Origin of the sequence: Flavobacterium sp. N2270 (assembly GCF_025947225.1) — a bacterium.
In the GTDB taxonomy this organism is placed as follows: domain Bacteria; phylum Bacteroidota; class Bacteroidia; order Flavobacteriales; family Flavobacteriaceae; genus Flavobacterium.
Window position 1 is genome coordinate 2,511,143 of the sequence record NZ_CP110005.1, and the last position, 18,796, is coordinate 2,529,938.

An 18,796-nucleotide genomic window follows, 5' to 3' on the forward strand; every position below is an offset into this window, starting at 1 on the left:
TTAGGTTAATAGCCACTGTTTAAAAGCAAAAACCAAAACCTGTCCTGAGCTTGACGAAGGGTTGGTGCCCTTTTGTGGTGGTTTAAAGTAGAGAGTGCTAGGCTAATATGGAAACAACATGATTGATTCGTAAATTTCATGATTGTTTTCAAAAATTTCTTTCAAAAAATTTGAATAAAACACAACTTTATTTTTACATTTTTTAGGTTTTTTAAAGTATGTTGAATACATTTTGCATTCTTTTTCACTCCAAAACTTAGTAGAAAGTAAAAAGTTAAAAAAATCACTCTCATCATAAAAATAACCTGGCAACTTTCTCTCCCAAATTAAAAAATCAGATATTAAGAATCCATTAAATCTAAATATTTCATTGTTTATTGTGTTTTTGACAATATAAAAATCAAAATCTTTCATATCAAGTCGATGATTAAAACTGTCCTGTAGGTCAATCTTAACTTTTAAAAAAATAAATTTTTCTATTGTAACTGTGTCTATTGACTTAATATTAAGACTCTCCTCATAGTACTTATTAAAGTCTAACCCTTGAACATTTGACTTTAATAAATAAGCTGAGTTAACAATTAAAAAATCATTCCAAATTAATTCCTTTATATCATTGTTGTTTTGACAAAATAAATTTAAAGGAGTGATAATTATTAATAAAAAGTATTTCAATCTAATTTTCATCTTCAGGTAAGTTTAGAGTTTGTTCGTTTTTATTATAATGTTTATCTTTTTCCAATTTTTTATCTTTTACATACTTATCAAAATTACCTTTAATAATTTTTTGAAAATCAAATGAATATTTTCCAGCACCACCTTTTTCAGTCTGATATGCATCAAAATCATTATTAATTCCATCACCTGTCTTAACAAAATAATCAAAATCTTTCTTAGTTTTAACATAGGTGAAAAAATATTTAATATCACCTAATTCATTTCCAAACCATTCCAATGATTGTGAATATAGTGAAATATCTATTTCATTATCAAGCACCCCTACAACAATATAATCTCTACCTCCATTTGGGGTTTTTACCATTTTAAAGTCCCCAGCTATTCTAGTAGAAGCTGACGCACTAACTCCATCACTTTCCTTGGAAGGGTCATTGCTCTTATCGAAATCAATATTTATTTTCACATTCTCACCTTCTGAGTCAGTTAATGTTTCAAAATAATTATATTCATCAGGATTAATTGTTTTTAAAGTATATAATAATCTTTCTACTTTCAAATATTTACTTTCTAAATTTGAAAAATCCTTTTCCATTTTCTTTAGTTCCTTTTCAGCAGCTTTTAAAAGTTTTCTGTCTGTTATTTCATTAACAATCTCAAGATATTTATTTCGAGCAGTTTCAATATCAATTTTAGATTTGTTATACCTGTCTTTATAAGCATTAATAAATTCATTACCGTCAGAGTCAATATAAAAAATTGGATTATCAGAAAAAGGCACATAGGTTGAAATATTTGAATATTTTGCTTCCTTTTTGTCAGGAGCAAACCATCTTCCAATCCTTGAATCATACATCCTAGCTCCAAAATCATAACTATTCCCAATACCCTTCAACTCATCATCTTTTTCCATTCCGTTGAAGCCGTAACGGTAAGCAGTGCTAGAGCTAGTGCGGTTTGGTACGAGCATTCCAAAAGGATAATAATCGTTATAACTAAGAACGTCTGCATTAAAAGCCATTAATCCACTACTTGGTGTATCTTCAATATTAAACTCTGGGAGTTTTTTATCGTTAATAACCACTAGTACATTTCCTAAATGATTAGACAACTCATATCGTTTGTCTCCTATCAAAGATACAAAATTTGAAATACTAATAGGCCCTGTTACTTGAAAATTTCCATTTGTATTGTCTAAATAGTTTGGTATAGTATCCAAATCTGTATCTAAAGTATATGCAAGACCCGTTACATCATACATACCTGTTGTATTATAAACATCTCCTTGTATAGTAGGGTTAATAAAGTCTGGGCCGCCCTCAAGGGTTTCCCAAGTGGCATAACCATCATTGTCGTCATCAACATCTAGGTAGTTCTTAATTCCATCGCCATCTGTATCTAAAGCGGTTACAGGATTATGGTTACCCGTATGGTTATTTTCATATTTACTTTCTATACCATCCCCATCGTCATCAATATCTAAATGATTAGGTGTTCCGTCATTATCTGTGTCAATTGAAGTGTAGGTTATAGCTCCAGTTGAAGTACTTGTATTAGCTTGAACTTCATATAAATCATATAAACCATCACCATCAGTATCATACAAACAAGCGCCTATTGTAAATGGGCTTTCTGGTAATGCGGTATTATAACTCATTTCTACTGGCACTGTTGAAACTGAAACAGGACTTCCGTTTAATATTACAGTACCAAATCTAGCATTGTTTATATTAGAATTTGTAAAAGTACCTGGTATATTATTACTAGAATTAAAGCCGTTAAATGTGAATGAACCTGTTATATCTACATTTGAAGATACCGCGTCACTAATTGTATAATTAAAATTACATAAAGATGCATTTGAATTTGAATTACTACCTACTGAGTTTGGTACAGTTAAATAGCCAGTAGAAGCTAGTGCAGTATTTGTAGCTATTAACGGAAATAATATTTCTTCTCCAAATACACCATCTCCATTAGCGTCATATTCAGCTACAGAAATCATAGGTTGTGTGTTATTATAAACAATAGCAATATCTAAGCCTTTTTCTGGATTTTCAGCTAATGAAGTTGCAGGATAAATAAAATCGGTTTTAAAAACTTTTTCAATTACTCTACCGCCATTAGGTATTTGAACTTGAATTTGTTGCGGTAAAGCACTATAATCTACACCATTAAGCTGATCAGGTTCATAAGCCAAATCGTCAAAAACCGTAAGCTGTAGTGCATAGTTTTCGTTACTATCTTTGATTGCTTCTAATTTAAACTGACTAATATTTAAGACCTTACCAATAATTTGAGGACCTGGATGAGAATTAGTCTTCATTTTTAAATTAATAGTTCTTAATTCATTAATGTTAGACAATTCTACAGGAGCAGATTCTCCTATAGTTGGAGTTGGTATTGATAAAAGTGTTTTTGTATTAATTGTTAATACGTTAATATATTTATTATTAATTATTTCACTCTGAATTTGTCCAAAAGGTCCATTATTATTATTATTATTCCCTCTTACTAAAGCTTCATATTCAACAGTATGTGAAGGCCATTCATATTTTCTATCTAAGTTTAATGAGTTTCCAACAATAATATTAGGAGCAATTGCATTAATTACTGGAGCTTGTGGTTCTTCTCCATTTTTACAATGTAAACAAGGTTGCGATTGATATACTAAAAGCTCTTTATCTTCTAAACCTAGCCTACTGCTTCCATAAATAAGGTGTTCGTTAAGAGTTAATTCTTTCTTTCTTCCTCCTCGTCCTAAATTTTTCTCATCTATAGTATATACTCCTAAAACATTTCCTTGAGCATCACGAGAATAAAAAGTAGTTGTAATTTTATCATTTCCTCTTTTACCAATTTTACTTTCTTTTTTAGCAATACGATTTCCTAGTCCATCATAAATAAAATCTAAAACTAAACGTCCAGCATCTTTATATACCGTTTTTACTTTACCATCAACTCTCCAGCTAATTGTAATATCTTCTGATTTATCTTGGACTAATTGCCCTATTTCATCATAAATATAATTGTGTGAATTTGCATCGTTTTCATTATATGTAGCTAACTCTGCAATGTTTTTCTTAATATCTACTCCATCACCAAATAAATCATCGGCAGCATCAAATACTTTTGTAAGTTGATTGTTTCCTACATCTGTATTATACTTATAAGTGAAGTTATCCATTTGGACAAATGGTGAATTGAAGTTGTTTTCTGTTGGTGCTGTCCTATTTAATGTTACTAAATTTCCGTTTCTATCATAACTATAAGAAGATTGATAACTAGGGTTAGAGTTTAACACTCCTGCATTATTCTCTTTAAATGCATTGGATGTCATCCCAGTTATACGATTCAGTTGATCATATGTATAATTGTTTTTCTGAATAGGTTTTAGGTTTTCTCTTACCTGTCTAACAGCGGTAACCATTTGTTTAATATTCCCGTTATATAAATTTCTATTAGATGAACCAGTTGCATTTCTACTAATCATTAAAGGATTAAAAGCTGAAGTACCATCGTCTGAAGCGTCAATTGCTTTATAATCACCACCAAAATAATTTAAACTATAACCAAATGCATCTTTAGCTTTTAAAACATTAGCTGGTGTACCATCTAATCCCATATCATTTTGAGGAGATGCTAAATTTTCACCATTAACCGCCTTTAACCATCCTTGTAAGGTATAAGCATAATCTATACCTTGCACGTTTTTATTTCCTATTTCAACTCTAGAAAGTGGGCCATGTGCAAAATATTCATATTGTGCATCTTTCTCCCAAATAATACCATCTGCAGAAGTTTGTACATTTACAATTCTATTATCTGCATCATATTCATATTTATGTATGAATAAGTCTGTTTTATTTGGTTCTCCTTTCCAATTAGGCTGAAACGTTACCCTATTTACATTCCCGCTAATTAAGTCATAATCATAAATTACACGTTTAAGATGTGCTTCACAATCATTCAATTGTCCTGGAATTTGTCTACAACCATAATCACGAAGCGGCTTATAATAGCTAACTTGCTCTTTTACATTTCCATGTACATCATAATTATAAAAGATTCCATTGTCAAATTCTAATGGTTGCAATTCATTATAAGTATCATAATAAAATATACCTGTAACTCTATTTCTATTGTTAAAATCTCGCTCATCATTATTAACACCTGCTAACGTTATAAAATAATCTGTAGAGAATTTATTCGACTCAACTTCAGGGTTGGTATCATAAACAGTTCGTGTAACTTCTGTTTTAATTAAACCAGTTGGGAAACCATCTACTTGATTTTCAGTAATAATTCCTCCTCTACCGCCACTATTTTCAACATGAATCAATGTGCCAAGATCTGAAATATAATAACTTGATGCAGCACTTGGACTTGAAGGTATTCCTCCTATTTCACCTGCTTCTGTTATTCTGCCTAGTTCATCATAAACTGTATAACTCATTGCAACAGGACCATCATAAGCTCTTGGTGCTACTTGTTTAGCATTTTGTGAAGCTATTATTCTGCCCAACTTATCATATGCAAAACGCGTTTCGCCACCATCTGGTGTATATTGCCAAACCAATTGGTTTAACGAATTATACTTATATTCTGTTTTAAATGAATGTTCAGGTTGTAATGTTAAATCATCAGCAGGATTTGTCAAAGGACCATTATCATTTCTATAATTATTAATTAAGTCATTTTTATTTGTTAATTCTGTTGTAGAAAGTCGTTTTACTCCTTCAGGAGCAACAGTTTGTGTTAAATTACCCGCTTGATCATAATAATAAAGCGTGTATTGATATTCTTTGTCGAAGTAAGTTACATTTAAATTTTCAACCAATTCTGCAAAAGCAGCTTCAATATAATCCTTTTTAAATTTTTCTTTTTTAAGATTAATAAAGTTTTGATAAGCTTCATTATTATAAGCTTCAGAAATACCAACATGTAACTCAACACAATCTGAATTAGGATCTTCAACAATTACATTGATACTAATCTGAAGTGGTTTCGGTGGACAAATATTAGGATTTGAAGGTAAAAAGACATTATTAACAAAACATCCCCAATTTATATATTCACATTTTTCTAATTCACCACCATTTGCAATAAATTGTTGAAACTGATTTATTACTTCATCGTATCCATTACCGTTTAGATCAAAACCATAGTTAAGTGCTGTAGCTCCAAACTCATCTATACTTAAATAATATGGGTTATCATAATTCGTGATTCCTAAAACCTGTAAATATTGAATATAGCCCTCTGCTATATATGCATATTTCATATTGCAGAAATGTTCCTCTGTAAAATGCACTGGTAAAGTATTTGCTCCGAATATTGAGGTATAAGCATTTATAAAATATGCATATTTATCTGTACAAGAAACTGGAATAACAACTTGAGGTATACAACCAAAATCACACACTTCCTGATTAACTTCTGAATTAAGTAAAAACTTACACCCTGTTTCTCCTTTTGCTATTCTTGGGCCATAATTAGTTGTAAAATAAATTTCAAATGAATTAGGATTTGATGTAGATATTATAATATTGTCAATAGATGTTATTCCATCAAACTTTTCATTTAAAAAAAACTTTATAAAACATTTTAGTTTTTTATATTCAATGGTTATATGACTAGGATTCTCATAATAAATATTTGGTGTAATAGTTATACTTGGATTATACCCATCAATATATTGATACAATTGATCAATATATGTGTTTGAATATGAACCAATAAAAGATGGCTGACTATTTTGCCATTCAACAATTAATTCATTCAACACATCGGCTAATAAACTTTCAATAGCTGGCTGATTATTGACATTTTGTGTGATAATTTTACAACAACTAAAATTTAATTCTTGATTAAGACTACTAACTGTTCCAGAAAAATTTTGATTTATGAAGTCATCATCTAAATAACTGAATAAAATTGCATGATCATTTATAGAATTTGTATTTGTTGTAATTGAAATAGCATCAAATAAAACTCCAGAATTTAACAATGAAATATCTAATAAATATGCTTCAGTAATGCTATTACCAAGATTGTCTTCCCCTTTAACAATAATTTCATATCCTGAACTAGTTACATTCCAAGTTGCTTCATCTATTGGTACATTTCCTATATCAGCTAATATAAAGTCAAATAAAGTGTTATCTGTAAATATTGGATAATTTAAAAGATTTATATTACTATTATTAATTAAATTGTTTTGATTTAAATAATTAACTAAAAACAATAATCCATTTTCAAAATTAGATTTCTTTGAACAATTATTTACTTCACTAGGCGCATTTGAGCCATCACCTAAATCATCTCCAATTCCATTATTATTTCCATTTAAAGTACATTCACCTATTTTTGCATACGTATATCCTTCAAATAAAACTTCTTGAGTACCACTGTTAGTAGATACATTAGCTAAAACAGAAAAATTAAATCTATTATTTACATTATCATAAGAAGTGTAAGTAAACTGATAAAAACTATTAATTGTCCAAACACTGCTACCATATGTATCCCATGGCAAGCTCGCATTTTCATTTAAAACCAATAAAGTTACTAATGAAGGAGATTTCTCAATCATTAATTTTAACTCGGAAGAAGCAACTTCACCTTTTATTTTTACTGTTGAAGGGTTTTGGAAGTCAAATAAATTATCAATATCAGTTATTAATTCAGGATTTAAATAAGCACCAGAATAATTAATTTCAAAATTTGTAAAATTTGGAATAGATGACATATTTTGATTCAATCCTGAGAAAAAGAAATCCATATACGACGCCTTAGGACAAACACCTGTTTGCGTATAGGTATAATAACTCATCCATCCCGTCATTTCATCTACATTTGCTTGATTCGATTGAGATGAGTCATATAATGCATCAGAAGGTAAAAATATTCTTTCTTTCTCTAAATAGTAACCATCTTGTGAAGCTTGTGAATCACATAAATTACTTGCTGGTTCATTAATGTAACTTGATAATCCAGATAAGTTATACACACTTAATGGTGATAATATATTTGATGGTACACTTGGCTCATCATCAATACAACCATTATAAACACCATTATTTTTAGCATGTATATTAGCAAAAACACTTTTTATTTTACTTCTTTCTGAAATATAAAATGAAACATATTTAAACCACAAATCATTTCTTTGCTCTTGGGTAAAAACATTATTTACTACATCATTAAAATCAATACCTGTAAGGTCACAAGATGACAAGTTGTTACAATAAATGCTTTGAAATGCTAATTCAAAAGCTGTTTTACCAGAACCATTATAATTTCCAGAACCATTAGCTCCAATAAGCATAGCTTCAGTTATTATATTTGTTCTTTTAATAAATAAATCACCAGCATTTGTGCCCTCGATTGTTAATAGATGATTACCATCATCTTTAAAAAATGGATCATTTCTAATTATGGTATCTGAATTAAAATTTAAAGTAGAAGAATTTCCAAAATATCCATTTGCAACTGCATCGTCAAAAGTTAAAGATTGTAATAAGTTTGTATAACCATCCGGTGTTAGTGTATAATTAGCTGTATTTCCAGATATTTGAAAATCTAATGCATTAGTTAATTGACAAACAGCTTGTTCATAAACTAAATATGCATATTCTGGATGGTAAATAAGTAACGAATTTGCCCAAGAGTTATCAGATAAGTTTTCAAAATCTGCAACATCACTTAAATATTGTGGTTCAATCTTTTTAAATCCTTCTATGTCAGCATCTAAAAGGTGTGTAGGATTATCTATTTCTGGTGTATAAACAAGAGCACCTAATTCATCTTGAGTTACTTGAATTAAAACATAAACAATTTCTCCATTATTATCGTAATAATGCTTAGGAGCAGTTGTTGCATAATCAACATTATAAGGAGTTTTCCAAGAAAAAGGCAATTCTAATGAACTATATCCATTACCAAAACTTGTTTGTAACTGCATTACATAATCAAAAAACAATTGATTAGTATCTTTATTATATAAACTTAGTGGATGAGTTTCTAAAGTCATTACACTACCTAATGTATCATCATCATCTTGACTATAATATCCATATTGTCCAGATGGAGAAACATCAGCTAATAATCTACCTCTTTTAGTTTCACAAGACAACGATAATATTGGTGTGTTATCGCCAGTTTCTACTACTCCATCAACTTGACAGGGTCTATTACATTCAATGATTAATAATTCATGCTCACGAACATATCTGTCAATTAATAATTGTATTTCTTGATTAGAAAAATCAGAAGTATCAGAATAATAACCTTCTAAGCCTGTATAAAAATTACCAGAGGCGTTTGTTCCTAAATGTATTCCATGTAATTCTAAATGATTTATTACATATGTAACTAAATCACCTAATTCAATTACACATTCTTCACAAGTTTTAAAACAACCATCTAAAGCAGCCTCAGGACTTAATGCATCTGGACAAATTATACAACCATTTACTTTTAATCTATTAATATAATCATCTGCATATTTGTCTAAGATAACATTATCAATAGTAACCTCTTTAGATATGTTGTAATTACCAACTTCTAAAGGCACTGTAACAATTTGATTGTCGTAAAATGAAAAATCATTTTCTGCCGTTACTAAAGTATATAAACCAACTTCAGACTCAATTAAATTTCCATTTTCATCATACTCTTTAGGACAGTTAACATAACTAGTATTAGATGTACTTGGTTCAGACTCTAGATTAATATTAATTACACCGCTAGTTAAAACTGATGTTCCACAATTATCAAGAGCATCTAATTTTAAATTATATACAAATGGATACCCAATTGTTTCATCATTTATACAATCAATTGTAAATACCCTTTTCCCTTTTGCAGAATAGTTAAATGTAAAAGAGGTACTTTTCTTACTATTAAATTGTGAACCAAAATATCGAAGCCCATCATTATATAAATAATTACCTGTATTAAACAGATAATTATTATCATCATTTGTATCGAAATCATTTAAGTTTAATTTATCAAGTAAATCAGCATTAAACAACCCGTGCATTTGATCTTCTCCTCCAGATGAATTGGTTATTGTAGCACTATCTAATGCATCATCTAATGCATCTAACAATTCAGAACCATCTTCATCAGATGGAGCACCTCCTGCTAACGCTGTTGCAATTGTTCTTCCTTGTGGATCAATATAACTAATACTTACTTGTCCATTAGGATCTACAACAATATTCTTCTTATAATGCGTTGCATTACCAACACTATAACCAAACAATCTATTCAATTCTTTTTGATTTGGTTTTGTGTAAAAATATTTCATTTCATGACCCGTATCTAGTTGATGATTTTCACCAACTCCACCTTTTCTTGCAATTCTTCCAGTATTATCTGCAGTATACTCAATTTGTGAATAGGGATACCCATTAGCATTTGAAATAAAGGAATGATTTTTTCTGGTTATAAAATCTGTATTATTTTCTGAATAATAAAGAGATGAACCCGAATTATCATTCATTTCAACACCTTCAATATTACAAATTGGTTGGTTTGGGTCTGTTGAAATATCTTCCCAATCAAAATCTAAATGGCTAAATGGGTTTGGGGTTGAATTATCATTCTGATTAAAATTAGGGTAATATTGAATTTTATTGACTATCGTAGGAACAGGTAAAACCTCAATTGCAGGTCTTCCTTGAGCATCATAAATAACTTCACCTACAACTGCATTCTCATCTGAATTAATTTTAGTAACAGTTTGACGATTTCTTAGAGAACCATCAAAATAACTTACAACCTCTTTTTTCTTACCTTCTTCAGCATAGCTTGCTTGAAACTGCCAATTTTTTCCCGTATCATGATCTAAAACAATATATGTATGGGGCCAATCAGACACAAACGTTTTAATACTTTCAGTTGAACTCCATGGCCCGTAATAATTAGTATTAAAACCTCCATTGTCAAATCTACTTATACCTCTAACCCTGTATATCAAATATCCTTTAGAATATATTAACGGAATTGTAAATTCAGTATTCGTTGTTACAATCCTAGTGTTATTCAATTCAAAATCACGATTTGAGAACTTTATTTGATTTTGAGACAAGGTATTATTAATGTTAATTTCAGAATAATTATCAACCCGATGACGCGGATATATCAACGCAACGATAGCGCGGAAATGTTTTCCGTGCCCACAAAGTAAATAAAACAAGAAGCAACTTTTAAAATGAGGTTGTTATAATGGTTTAGGTATAAAAACAGAACATCAAAGTAAAATGGTGTTCTGTTTTTTATTAAAATTCATATATTTACACCACGTTCTTATACACTTATTTTACAGCTAATGACTATCCTTCTTTTGGAATGCTCGTACCAAACCGCCACGGCTCAAGCAGTGCCTACCGCTATGGGTTTAACGGAATGGAAAAAGATGACGAATTAAAAGGTATTGGAAATAGCTACGATTTTGGAGCTAGAATGTTAGACCCAAGAGTGGGAAGATGGTTTAGTACTGACCCAAAACAAAAAGCCTCTCAAACTTATTATTCGTTTGGAGCTAATAATCCAATTATATTTGTTGACCCTGATGGTAAAGACGATTATTATTTTGATTTAAAAACGGGTTCAGCTACCATTATAAGAAATGGAGCTCCTAATAGATATTTTATTGCTGAATATCAAACTAATAATATTGACAAAAGTTCTTCCACATATGAAAGCTTTAAAGGAAATATGCAGTATTCTATTTCTTCAAGTGAAATAAAAAATATCTTTACAAGCAATACTCATTTATATAGGCAAGCTTTAGCTATTACTTCAAGAGATAGTGAAGATTATGCTAAAATTTATAATGCTTATGATAACGTTGATGAAGTAGCTGTAGTTACAACAATGCTAGCAATTCCATTAGCAGTAATAGTTGCTGCAGAGGTTGGTGTAGGTGTAATTATTGAAGAAGTTGCAGATTATTACTTTGAAGAAATTACTGGATTAAGCATACCAACCAATGTTGTTGATATTGCAGAATATGGGCTTAAAAAAGCTGGTAAAGAAACAATTGAAGTAGGATTTGAAAAAGCAGCTAAAAAAACAGATTTTGTTGCCACTCCTGATGGTACGGTCATTCATAAAAGTCAAGGAAAAATGGAAAATTCCTTTAAAGGTGCTGGAATAGAGGGTAAAGAATTAAAAAATGTAGATGGTACTGTAAAAGGTAGAGAATATGAATTTGATAATGTAAATGTAAGAGCAATGGAGCCTAGTAGTACAAACCCTAGAAGAGCTTCTTTTGAAAACAAACAGGGACAGCCATCTCAACCCAATGGTAGTCAGGTAAAAACACATACCCTTAAAGGTTTGACAAAATCAGAAAAAAAAGAAGCTGTAAGGCAAAACACTCATGTTATTCAAGATAAATAAAGTATATGAAAAATAAAATAGAATATATAAACTCAAAGTTACCATTAATAGTAAATGACTTGATTTGGGAGGAGCCATTATTGAATATCTGTGGAGAGAATTGGAGGTTCAATGCAAGAACTGAATGGCGTTTGGTAACAAACGACAAGGTAGTTGTTGGTTGTTATGACAAAGATTCAAATGTTGTTTTAAAAGCTATAGAAAATTTACAAATAGTCTCGATATATTCTCAAAGTAAATACTTTTTTGACCCAGTTTTTATTTTTGAAAATGGAGATATATTAGAAATATTTTCATCTTCAACAACAGAAGAGACTTGGACTCTTTGCTTTAAAGATGATAATGTCTTTATAGAATCAAACGAATAGTGAAGAAAACCCGACGGCGCGGATATATCAACGCAACGATAGCGCGGAAATGTTTTCCGTGCCCACAAAGTAAATAAAGCAAAAGCAACTTTTAAATATAAAAAAGAACATCAATGATGTTCTTTTTTTTTAGGTTTTACTATTGTGGTGGTTTTCTTTAGCAAATAATAATCATATGAGTTTTAACTAACTCTTTTTAAAGCATTTTGTTTCTTTATTAAAAATTACAATTACAGAATCTTTATAGATTTTTTTCACAACCAAACCACTAACATTACTGTTTAACCTAACACGTTCTAAACGGTTATTTATTTTCAATAAGATTAACTCTTCTTTTTTATCTTTTGATTTGATATAACCAAAATAGTGCACCATAGGAAAAGGAGTAGTCACTTTTGGCTTTACTCCTATTTTTACCTTTGGAGTAGTTCTTACAATTTTACTCGACCTAACAGGTTTAAAGAGCACTTTATTTAAAAAAGGATCTTTAGCTAAAGGTTGTAAATCAAATGTATCTTTTTCAATTATAGAAACAGTAGTATTTCCATAGGCATCCGTCATATTATATGCAATTTCATCAGACGTAAAAAAACGATCAATATATTTATAGCCAACTGTACCCCAAAGAGAAAGTACCACAATAATTAAAATAACATTAATTGTCTTTTTGGAATCCATAATAATTTAGTTTACTGTAAACTTAAAGTATGAACTATTTGTACCTATGTTTCCTGCTGCGTCTTTTGCTCTTACTCTCCAATAACAATCTCTTGCTGTTGATAATTATGTTTTAAATGATAGAGATGATAAATCACTAATAGAAACTTTAGAAGCAATTCAAAAATCTATTGATGATACAAGACATACATGGGCAAAATATGAATGTAAAAGACCAACTACTGATAAAACAGAGAATTTATTAGATAAATACGCATCACCAACTAGAAAGAAAAGCTTCCTTGACGCTTTAGATAGCTTTATAACTTCTGGAAAACAAGGAATAGAAGCAAAAAGTAAAAAAGATGCTTGTGCTAAATGGCAAAAACATCTAGGAGATAGGTTTCCATGTTCTGCTATTGAAGAAAAAGATGAAGATGTTGCAAAAGCATTTGCTTCACCAGACCAATTACGATACGATAACAAATCTGCTTAATGATTGACTACGAATTACTTTTAAAAGAATTTGGAAAAATTGAAAACTGTAAAAAAATAGAAAGTGAAGAGTTAAAAACACTTGGCTATAATCTTTCAAAAGACAGTATTGTTTGGGAAATTCAAACTGAATTAACATTTAATAATAAAAATATTAATGTTGTTTTCTATTTGAGTTTCCTCAACGATTTTCCTTTTGTAGTACCTAAAATCTTTATAAGTAAGGAAAACTATAATGATTTAAAATATATTCCTCACATTAATCATGATTTAAGTATTTGTATTTTTGATGAAGGACTCAATTTAATTTTACCAAAAAATGATTTTGTAGGTCTTATTGAATTAATCATTTCTAAGGCAAAAAAAATAATTCGTGATGCTGAAGATGTTGAGTATAAGAAAAACGAGTTTAAAAGAGAATTTAAAGCTTATTGGGTATTGAATTATTCTAAAAATGATATTACATCAAATTTAGGGTTTCACTCTATAAATGAGAATAGTGGCGAAGAAATAAAAGGCATAAAATTCACAAATAATTACTTGTCAAATTATGAGTATTTCATCGGTAATAATGATGCCGATTTTAAGAAAATTAAAGAGTATGCAAAAGAACAAAAATGCAGCTTCAAAGAAGTTGGCATTTTGCTTATTGAAAATGAATTCATTGAACCGCCTTTTGAATTAACTTTTGCAGACACATTAGCTATTTTAAAGAAAGACAATAACAACTACAATAAATTCAAAGAGTTATGCAGAAACAATGATTTTGATTGTGTTTTAGTGATTTTTATAAACAGTAATAATTCTTCTAATGAATATTATGGATGGACATATCAGAATGCAGAGATATTATCAAGAAAAAAAGGTGGAAGCAGGAATGTTTCTTCAAAAATAGATCATTTATCAAATCGAATTAATGAAAAAAAATATGCAACAAGATTAACATTTGATAATATTAGCATAAATAGATTGCAATTAAGAACAACTGGTTACACCGAAACGCAAAATAGTGTCGCAATAAGTGGTTTAGGTAGTGTCGGTTCAAATCTCGTTTTTTTTCTAAAGAACTTACCAATCAACAAATTCAATTTAATTGACAAGGAATCTCTATCTTCTGAAAACATTAAGAGACATCTATCCGGATTCTCACTTTTAAAAAATAATAAAGTTGATGCCGTAAAGAATGATTTAAAAAACACCAATCCTTTAATCGAAGTCAAAACTAAAGTAAAATCGGTAACTGCAATTATCCAAACTGAAACTGACTATATAAATGATTGTGATTTTCATATTGTAGCAATTGGAAAAACAATGATTGAAGAGTTTATACTTAATGCAGTAATTGAAGGTAAATTAATAAAACCAACATTCATTTTTTGGGTTGAACCTTTTTTAGCAAGTGGTCAAATGTTATTTATAATGCCTAATGATGCTGAAAGAGCTTTAGCATTTATTAAAAAAGAAAATTATGATTATAGTGTTTTGTCGAATTCAGAAAATCAACAAGACAAAACATATTTGATTGAAGGAAGTTGTCAAACAGGTTATTTTCCTTATTCGGCTTCATATTTAATTCAATTCCTTTCATCTATTTTCCCATATTTAAAAGAACATATTGCCAATAATGATAATGTTTCAAAGGTTTATTCTTGGATTGGAGATAAAGAACTATTAAAAAGTAAAGGATTAGTAATTACTGAATTTGGAACAAATAACAACTCATACAAACTAATAATAAATGATTTATGATAGAATTTGAGTTAGGCTGTTTGTCGATCAAAATATCTGAAGAAGTATTCGAAAAAATGAAATCTTTTATTCAAGATGAAAACCACAAAGCAGAAGCTGGCGGAATTCTAATTGGTCATTATTTAGAAGATAATAATTATTCGATTACTGATGTTTCCTCACCTAGTGAATTTGACAAATCGAGTAGATTTAATTTTACTAGATCTAAAAAGAATGCTCAAAAAATAATTAATAAAATTTTTAAAGATAGTAAAGGAAAGAAAATATATTTGGGAGAATGGCATACACATCCCGAAGATTTTCCCACTCCTTCTGGTCTTGATAAAAAATCCATATTAGAACAAATTAGAGGCAATATTCTCAATTCTGAAATAATCTTTATGCTGATAATTGGTAGAAAAGGATTTTATATTTCATATGTTGAGAAAACAGGAATTAAGACTGAAAAAAATATTAAATTTGAGGAATTTTAAACAATTTGATTTTGAATTTTAAATACTACAACACAAATCGATTAATAATATTTATACTGGTTTTATCAGTATTTTTTAATTATGTTTCAAAGTATATTGAAAGTATAATTATTAAATACAATCTATTAAATGAAGCTTACAACTATATTGGCGTTTTTTCTACAATAGCATTAATAACATCAACTATAATTTTTATTGATTTAGTAGGATGGAAATTTAAAATCTTTAGTTGGCTCATTAATATTCCAAATTTAAACGGTAGATATACTGGAGAAGTAGTTTCTAGTTATCAGAGTTCAGGTGTTCCTGTTAAAAAAGTATGCGTTATGGAGATTAAGCAAACAGCTTCAAAACTTCATATCTTCACTTATTTTGGAGATATAAATACAAATTTAAATTCATCAAGTTCATTTAGTGTTATTGAGCAAATCATACCCGAAAACAATAATACTTTTAGCATCTTTTATATATTCTCAAATGAAACAGCTCCATTATTCAATCTTAACAATCACGTTGGTACAGCCAAACTAAAATATTACAAGGATATTTTGACATTAGAGGGAGAATACTACAACCAAAGAAATAACAACGGAACAATCAAGATACAGTTTACTCAAAAAAAAATGTTAGGGAGATTAATTTAAATCGTTATGATAAAAAAAATAATAAAACTTTGTAATGATATAAATAAACTTAAAAGTAAAAACTTTGAAGGCATAGGTTTGGTAATATATTCAGATATTAAAGAGTTACCAATAGCACCTATGAATACAGAGAAAGCTATTTATGATTTACCAATAACTAGATATGATGATGTTTTAAAAACATTGATAGAAATTTCGTCATCAAATAGTGAATTCCAAGATGGTTTCCACTTATTATCGAAAGAATTAGAATTAACACATATTTCTCAATATTTCTCAACACCCATAATTGAAAAAATAGTCGTAAAAAATACTTTTGGCAGTAGGTATAGAACTGCTCTGTATGGTTCATGTATACCAAATGTATTATTCACGGCAGTAATAAGTAAAAACTACGGATTAATAATTTTTGAAAAAGGAAAAGAAATATATAAAGAAGATTTAATATGCTAAACCCAACCCAAATAAAATCAATAGCTGCTGCTGGAGAAGGTTATAATGCCGAATTCAAAGTCAGTATTCCAAGTAATGTAAAAGGTATTACAGAAGAAGTATGTGCTTTTGCTAATGCTTCAGGAGGTGTTGTTTTAATTGGTGTGGATGATGCAAATAACATAAAAGGAATAACTATTGACAATAGTAAACGTTCAGCTTTACAAAATTCTATAAATGAAATCTCACCTTCTTTAAAATGTGAATTCTATAGTGTTAAGGTTGATGGTTTGAATGTAGCAGTTATCGAAGTGCCATCAGGTCAAAACAAACCTTACGTTTTATCAGGTGCAATTTACGTTCGTCAAGGTCCAAATTCACAAAAACTTACATCAGTTGAAGAGATGAGAGACTTTTTTCAACAATCTGACAAAATATATTTTGACGACGCTTCTTGTATAGATGCTAATAAAGAAAAAGACATATCTGAAGAAAATATCAAAACATTTAGATTCGAAGCAGGTTTAGTCAATGCAACTTCAGACGAGCAATTATTTACAAACTTAAAATTAATTGCAAGCGATGGCCATTTAAAAAACGGAACAGTTTTATTTTTCGGAAACAATCCAGAACAGTTTTTTGAAAAAGCAGTTATTCGTTGTGTGGTATTTGATGGTATTGATAAAAGATATATTATTGACGACAAGGTAATGTCCGGAACATTATATCAGCAATACCAACAAAGTATGATTTGGTTAAAATCAAAGTTAGATGTTAGATATGAAATAGAAAACGAAGGAGGTAATCCAAGAAAAGAATTATGGGAAATTCCAGAAATAGCTTTTAAAGAAATAATTATAAATTCATTAGCACACCGCGATTATTACGATAAAGGAGCTAGAATAACAATCGAAGTTTTTGATGATCGTGTTGAAATATCCAATCCTGGTGGTTTAATAAGTGCTGTTCCAAAAAATGAATTTGGTAAAAGAAGTGCTAGTAGAAATCCACTAATTTTTGGTTTATTCGAAAGAATGCGTTTAGTAGAACAAATAGGTTCAGGTATTGCTCGTATTCGTGATGTAATGAATGATGAAGGATTAACTCCTCCTGAATTTAGCATTGATGGAATGTTTACGGTTACATTAAGAAGACCATTCGATTTCAATAAGTGGGTAGAAAAGTGGGTAGAAAAGCTAACTGAAAATAGAGTTGATATTCTAAAAAATATTCATAAAAACAGTAAAATCACCATTCGTGAGTTATCAGAAAATATTGGCTTAAGTCTTTCTGCTATTGACAAAAACTTACTTTTCTTAAAAGATTTAGGCATACTAGAAAGAATGAAAGGTGCTAAAGGTGGTTACTGGGTTATTCATTTTAAATTACCATAAGTGGGTAGAAAAGGTGGGTAGAAAACGTTCAATTAAATGAATTAAAATTTCATTCCAATTGCCACTCCTTGCCAACGCTCCTAAAAAAATTACTGTCATGGTTTTTGTCCCAACACACATCAAGCACTTTGCCTGTTGGCTAAAACGTTTTGTTTAATAATGAAAATCCAAAAAGCCATCAGTCAAAGAGCTTGCCCAACACTCAAAACAAAAACGCGTACGCTACGCAACTCATGCCAATATTTTTTTTTCCAAGCTTAGTTACATAATGTGGCATTATAATCCCTTCGGGCAAGGGGTAGCCCCATTATAATAACATTATGTAAAAAAGCCGCACACCCCACGCTCTTGCTTTTGTGCGTGCAACATTTCCACAACAACCCAATTCATAATTCATAATTCTCCATTCATAATTACTTTCTGGCACCCACAAAATCAAAAAGAGCCAGCAAGAGTGTGTTTTTTCATTTGCCAGTAACCACAAACTCCATTGC

At 29.7% G+C, this 18,796-nt stretch carries 11 protein-coding genes; 7 read left to right on the forward strand and 4 right to left on the reverse strand.

Annotation, left to right across the window (positions count from 1 at the left end; translation table 11 throughout):
- Positions 1 to 102 precede the first annotated feature (102 nt).
- Both OLM55_RS11925 and OLM55_RS11930 read right to left on the reverse strand, forming a co-directional pair.
- The gene (locus OLM55_RS11925; RefSeq protein WP_264559125.1) at positions 103 to 687 is read right to left on the reverse strand and encodes a hypothetical protein; all 585 of its coding nucleotides are present in this window, start codon (positions 685 to 687) and stop codon (positions 103 to 105) included.
- Positions 677 to 10,732 (reverse strand): RHS repeat-associated core domain-containing protein, encoded by a 10,056-nt coding sequence (locus OLM55_RS11930; protein ID WP_264559126.1) that lies wholly within the window; start codon positions 10,730 to 10,732, stop codon positions 677 to 679. The genes OLM55_RS11925 and OLM55_RS11930 overlap by 11 nt, the downstream gene beginning before the upstream one ends.
- 245 nt (positions 10,733 to 10,977) lie before the next feature.
- Here OLM55_RS11930 and OLM55_RS11935 point away from each other — a divergent pair, with 245 nt between their 5' ends.
- Positions 10,978 to 12,090, forward strand: a complete 1,113-nt coding sequence (locus tag OLM55_RS11935) for an RHS repeat-associated core domain-containing protein (RefSeq protein WP_264560631.1) — start codon at positions 10,978 to 10,980, stop codon at positions 12,088 to 12,090.
- 5 nt (positions 12,091 to 12,095) lie between these two features.
- Complete coding sequence (locus tag OLM55_RS11940; RefSeq protein ID WP_264559127.1) at positions 12,096 to 12,458, forward strand: hypothetical protein; 363 nt, start codon at positions 12,096 to 12,098, stop codon at positions 12,456 to 12,458.
- Between the two features lie 186 nt (positions 12,459 to 12,644).
- Here the strand turns inward: OLM55_RS11940 and OLM55_RS11945 are convergent, their stop codons facing one another.
- Together OLM55_RS11945 and OLM55_RS11950 are read right to left on the reverse strand one after the other, a co-directional pair.
- Positions 12,645 to 13,136, reverse strand: coding sequence for a hypothetical protein (locus OLM55_RS11945; RefSeq protein ID WP_264559128.1), 492 nt, complete (start codon positions 13,134 to 13,136; stop codon positions 12,645 to 12,647).
- Positions 13,137 to 13,295: 159 nt separating this feature from the next.
- Positions 13,296 to 13,601 carry a hypothetical protein gene (locus tag OLM55_RS11950; protein ID WP_264559129.1) on the reverse strand — a complete coding sequence of 102 codons (306 nt, stop codon included), beginning with the start codon at positions 13,599 to 13,601 and terminating at the stop codon, positions 13,296 to 13,298.
- A 9-nt stretch (positions 13,602 to 13,610) separates the two neighbouring features.
- Between OLM55_RS11950 and OLM55_RS11955 the strand changes: the two genes are divergently transcribed.
- From OLM55_RS11955 to OLM55_RS11975, 5 genes are all read left to right on the forward strand, one after another.
- Positions 13,611 to 15,359, forward strand: a complete 1,749-nt coding sequence (locus tag OLM55_RS11955; protein WP_264559130.1) for a ThiF family adenylyltransferase — start codon at positions 13,611 to 13,613, stop codon at positions 15,357 to 15,359.
- Positions 15,356 to 15,832 (forward strand): Mov34/MPN/PAD-1 family protein, encoded by a 477-nt coding sequence (locus OLM55_RS11960; protein WP_264559131.1) that lies wholly within the window; start codon positions 15,356 to 15,358, stop codon positions 15,830 to 15,832. Before OLM55_RS11955 ends, OLM55_RS11960 begins: the two co-directional genes overlap by 4 nt.
- 11 nt (positions 15,833 to 15,843) lie before the next feature.
- A complete protein-coding gene (locus OLM55_RS11965; protein ID WP_264559132.1) occupies positions 15,844 to 16,476 on the forward strand; it encodes a hypothetical protein in 633 nt (210 codons plus the stop codon).
- A 120-nt stretch (positions 16,477 to 16,596) separates the two neighbouring features.
- Positions 16,597 to 16,929 (forward strand): hypothetical protein, encoded by a 333-nt coding sequence (locus OLM55_RS11970; protein ID WP_264559133.1) that lies wholly within the window; start codon positions 16,597 to 16,599, stop codon positions 16,927 to 16,929.
- Positions 16,923 to 18,302: an ATP-binding protein gene (locus tag OLM55_RS11975; protein WP_264559134.1), complete on the forward strand. Its 1,380-nt coding sequence runs from the start codon at positions 16,923 to 16,925 to the stop codon at positions 18,300 to 18,302. Before OLM55_RS11970 ends, OLM55_RS11975 begins: the two co-directional genes overlap by 7 nt.
- Positions 18,303 to 18,796 lie beyond the last annotated feature (494 nt).

What these genes read in the sequence shown, in the direction of transcription:
- OLM55_RS11925 (WP_264559125.1), bottom strand. Translation starts at nt 687, where the DNA reads ATGAAAATTAGATTGAAATACTTTTTATTAATAATTATCACTCCTTTA.
- OLM55_RS11940 (WP_264559127.1), top strand. Translation starts at nt 12,096, where the DNA reads ATGAAAAATAAAATAGAATATATAAACTCAAAGTTACCATTAATAGTA.
- OLM55_RS11945 (WP_264559128.1), bottom strand. Translation starts at nt 13,136, where the DNA reads ATGGATTCCAAAAAGACAATTAATGTTATTTTAATTATTGTGGTACTT.
- OLM55_RS11955 (WP_264559130.1), top strand. Translation starts at nt 13,611, where the DNA reads ATGATTGACTACGAATTACTTTTAAAAGAATTTGGAAAAATTGAAAAC.
- OLM55_RS11960 (WP_264559131.1), top strand. Translation starts at nt 15,356, where the DNA reads ATGATAGAATTTGAGTTAGGCTGTTTGTCGATCAAAATATCTGAAGAA.
- OLM55_RS11970 (WP_264559133.1), top strand. Translation starts at nt 16,597, where the DNA reads ATGAATACAGAGAAAGCTATTTATGATTTACCAATAACTAGATATGAT.
- OLM55_RS11975 (WP_264559134.1), top strand. Translation starts at nt 16,923, where the DNA reads ATGCTAAACCCAACCCAAATAAAATCAATAGCTGCTGCTGGAGAAGGT.